This is a genomic window from Pantoea sp. MBLJ3 (assembly GCF_000816655.1).
GTDB classification, from domain to species: Bacteria; Pseudomonadota; Gammaproteobacteria; order Enterobacterales; family Enterobacteriaceae; genus Pantoea; species Pantoea eucalypti.
Window position 1 is genome coordinate 1 of the sequence record NZ_JSUT01000031.1, and the last position, 3,283, is coordinate 3,283.

Consider the following 3,283-nt stretch of genomic DNA (forward strand, 5'->3'; position numbering starts at 1 on the left):
GTGGGCAGCTAATCAGGGCGATCTGAGCGGTGCCGTGCGTATTCTGCGTGACTCCTACGGCATTGTTGCGCATGAGGAGCAGCCCGCTAAAGCCGAAACTATTAAAGCGACACCGAAAGTGCGTATCCGCGTACTGTTTCAGAAGCCTTACCTGGAACGTACCGTCGTCAGCGCAGTGATGAACGTCTGTATCTCGTTTGAGTACACTGCCATTGCTTTCTTCCTGCCCTCCATTCTGGCGCAGTTCCTTGGGGCGGGCGTCTTTGAGACGATTTCCGCTTCGCTGGGTCTGAATGCGTTGTTTGCTTTTACCGGCGGTTTGCTTGGCATGCGGCTGGCCTGGAAATTCCCTTCACGGCATGTAGCGATTGCCGGCTTTGCGCTGCAGTTTATCGCGTTGATTTCGCTGGCACTGATCGGTCATCCGCAGGCCACCCTCGGTGTGGTGTTTGCTGTATTGTTGCTGGGACTCTGGCTGTTTGCCGAAGGATTTGGACCTGGCGCGCAGTTAATGATCTATCCGGCGCTCTCCTATCCGACCCACATTCGTGCAACCGGTGTTGGTTTTAGTCGCTCGCTCTCTGGCATCGGAAGTGCGCTGGCGTTGTTTATCCTGCCCGTTTTGCAGGCTCGTTATGGCACTAATATGTTCTGGATCGTATCTCTCGCCGCCCTTATTCCCATTATTTTCCTGTTGATTATCCGGTTTGAACCGACCCGACAGGACATTGATGAACACCCCGAATCAGGAGAAAATCATGTCTGAATTAAGTCGCACTGAATTTGCCGCACTGACCGAACAGTTCAGGCCACTGTTTATCCGCATTGCTGAGGGTGCCGCCGCACGTGAAGCCGATCGCACTCTGCTGCATGAGCCGATTCGCTGGCTGAAAGCGGCGCGATTCGGCACCCTGCGTATCCCAAAAGAGGAAGGTGGTTTTGGTGTTTCATTGCCGCAGCTCTTTTCCCTGCTGACTGGCCTGGCCGAGGCTGATTCGAATCTGCCGCAGGCCCTGCGCGCGCACTTTGCCTTTATCGAAGATCGTCTGAACCAGCCAGAAAGTGAAGATCGGCGGCGCTGGTTTCGACGTTTCGTGGATGGTGAGTTGGTGGGTAGCGGCTGGAGCGAGATCGGGGCGGTTAAGCTGGGTGAGGTCAACACTCAGGTCTCACCCACAGAGGGAGGATGGCGGATCAGTGGCGAAAAGTTTTACAGCACCGGCACACTTTATGCGGACTGGATTGATGTCTATGCAAAGCATACTGACAACGGTCGTGACGTGATTGCTCTGGTAAACACCCATCAGAGTGAGGTGGAATGTGATGACGACTGGGATGGCTTCGGGCAGCGTCTGACCGGTAGCGGCACAACACGCTTTAATCATGCCTATGTGGAGCAGCCGCACGTTTATGATTTCAGTGAGCGCTTTCGTTACCAGACCGCATTTTATCAGCATGTATTATTAGCCACGCTGGCGGGTATAGGTCGGGCCATAGTTCGTGATGTGTCTCAGGGTGTTGCGCACCGTAAGAGGATTTACAGCCACGGCAACGCGTCTCAGGTCAAACAGGATGTGCAGGTTTTACAGGTGGTCGGTCAGATCAGCAGCTGGACCTGGGCTGCTGAAGCCGCCGTGGATCGGGCGACCCACTCATTACAGCGGGCATTTGAACTGCAACAAAGCGGTGTTGAAGAAGCAGAGCTTCACGCGGCTAACGTACAGGCAGAGGTGGAGTCCGCCCGGGCGCAGGTGGTCGCGGTTGAGTTAGTGACGCGTGCCGCCACGGAATTCTTCAATGCCCTTGGCGCTTCCGACACCCGTGTCAGCAAGGTGCTGGACCGGCACTGGCGCAATGCCCGGACGGTCTCATCACATAATCCAGTGATCTACAAAATACGTAACGTGGGTGACTGGGAGGTAAACGGTAACGATCCGACGTTTATCTGGCAGATTGGTAACGGCGATTAAATATATTGTCGATAGAAAATGGGGTGCGGCAGTAACGTTCAGTCTGATAATTAATTCGAACGCTATCTGGCGTTTATTTTCGCTTTACAGATGCAATCCGCAAAAAAAGATTCGCACCAGGATTTTAAGCTCCAATGGTTTTTATAAGTTTCAGGTGTTAAATTAATTTAATTGGATTGTGTCATTAATTAACTGCCTGCCGGGAACGGGGGCACTTATATGATAATCCTGCAGTGCCGGAGTTAAAAAACCAGCTTCGCAATGCGAAGCTGGTTATCATCCTGCCGAACGTGCTGTTAAGGCAGGCTCACAGGCTCTGGCATTGCTGAGGAGTGGTAAGTTGAAATCTTCCAGCCCTGACCATCCCAGACATAAGTAAACGTATAACGTGCTGTGACGTGCATATGGTCCTTGAAGGTGAAAGTATAAACGCCGGTATCAATAGCCTTATTACAACCCATTCTGATGGTGCGCGAATCGATTTTGCCGCTTGGACCTTTTTTCAGGAAGTCTTTGAAATAATCAATACGTTCCTGATCGGTTAATCGTACTTTATTTGAAATGGTTGGCAGTAAAACGGCATCGCTGACATATAACTCAGAGACTTTTGTCGCGTCGCCGGTTGCCAGAGAATCGTTCCATTTATCAAACAGGCTGGCGACATCCTGTTCAGACACTTTTATACAGGTAACCGGTTGCTGTGCTAACGTAATCGCTGGTGCAGTGATAAAGCCCAGCAGGCACAGTGCGAGTATACTTTTTTTCATTATTTTGACACCTCATTTTTTTCCAGCGTAATCGCTGTACCACGCCATTGGCTGGAGTCACCGCCTGTGCTAAGTGAGGTAATAAAGAAATATCCAAGTCCATGTGAAAAACGCATAATTATTTTGCACATTAGCGCGACAATAGAATAATTAAATAAATTCAATCAAGAGCGTAATTGTAATCTGTTTTCATCCTTAATTTTATCAACTATTTTTTTATGATGGCTCATAGGGTTATTAATTAAATATTCAGTATTACAGAATGTTTATTAGCGTTAATGACTTACAGTCATCAATTTTTCGCCGCATAGCTGATGCACCTACAAATGCTTCAGTGAGTATGAGATTTACTGCTCTATGAGGCGATGCAGATCTCCTCGTCCCATGATCCCACCCTCGGCAGGGCTAACAATACGTTGAACGGTATCAGACATTCTTACTTCGTATAATTATTCTTATACGAAGTTATGACAGGCTGATGCTGCCGGGTTATGATGGAAACTATAACAATGCCACACCGATAGATGACAACGCTACGTGAATTCT

General features: G+C 49.5%; 3 protein-coding genes. 2 read left to right on the forward strand and 1 reads right to left on the reverse strand.

The window, feature by feature from the left end:
- Together NP77_RS22530 and NP77_RS22535 are read left to right on the forward strand one after the other, a co-directional pair.
- A partial coding sequence (locus NP77_RS22530; RefSeq protein ID WP_039662019.1) for an MFS transporter occupies window positions 1-766 on the forward strand: 766 nt, incomplete at its 5' end.
- Window positions 759-1,970, forward strand: a complete 1,212-nt coding sequence (locus NP77_RS22535) for a monooxygenase (protein WP_039662020.1) — start codon at window positions 759-761, stop codon at window positions 1,968-1,970. The genes NP77_RS22530 and NP77_RS22535, both read left to right, overlap by 8 nt.
- Window positions 1,971-2,266: 296 nt before the next feature.
- On the opposite strand, the gene NP77_RS22540 is transcribed toward NP77_RS22535, so the two are convergent.
- A complete protein-coding gene (locus tag NP77_RS22540) occupies window positions 2,267-2,737 on the reverse strand; it encodes an SgcJ/EcaC family oxidoreductase (protein ID WP_003850545.1) in 471 nt (156 codons plus the stop codon).
- Window positions 2,738-3,283: the final 546 nt, after the last annotated feature.

Excerpts from the sequence above, each read along its gene's own strand:
- NP77_RS22535 (WP_039662020.1), top strand. The coding sequence starts at position 759 with ATGTCTGAATTAAGTCGCACTGAATTTGCCGCACTGACCGAACAGTTC.
- NP77_RS22540 (WP_003850545.1), bottom strand. The coding sequence starts at position 2,737 with ATGAAAAAAAGTATACTCGCACTGTGCCTGCTGGGCTTTATCACTGCA.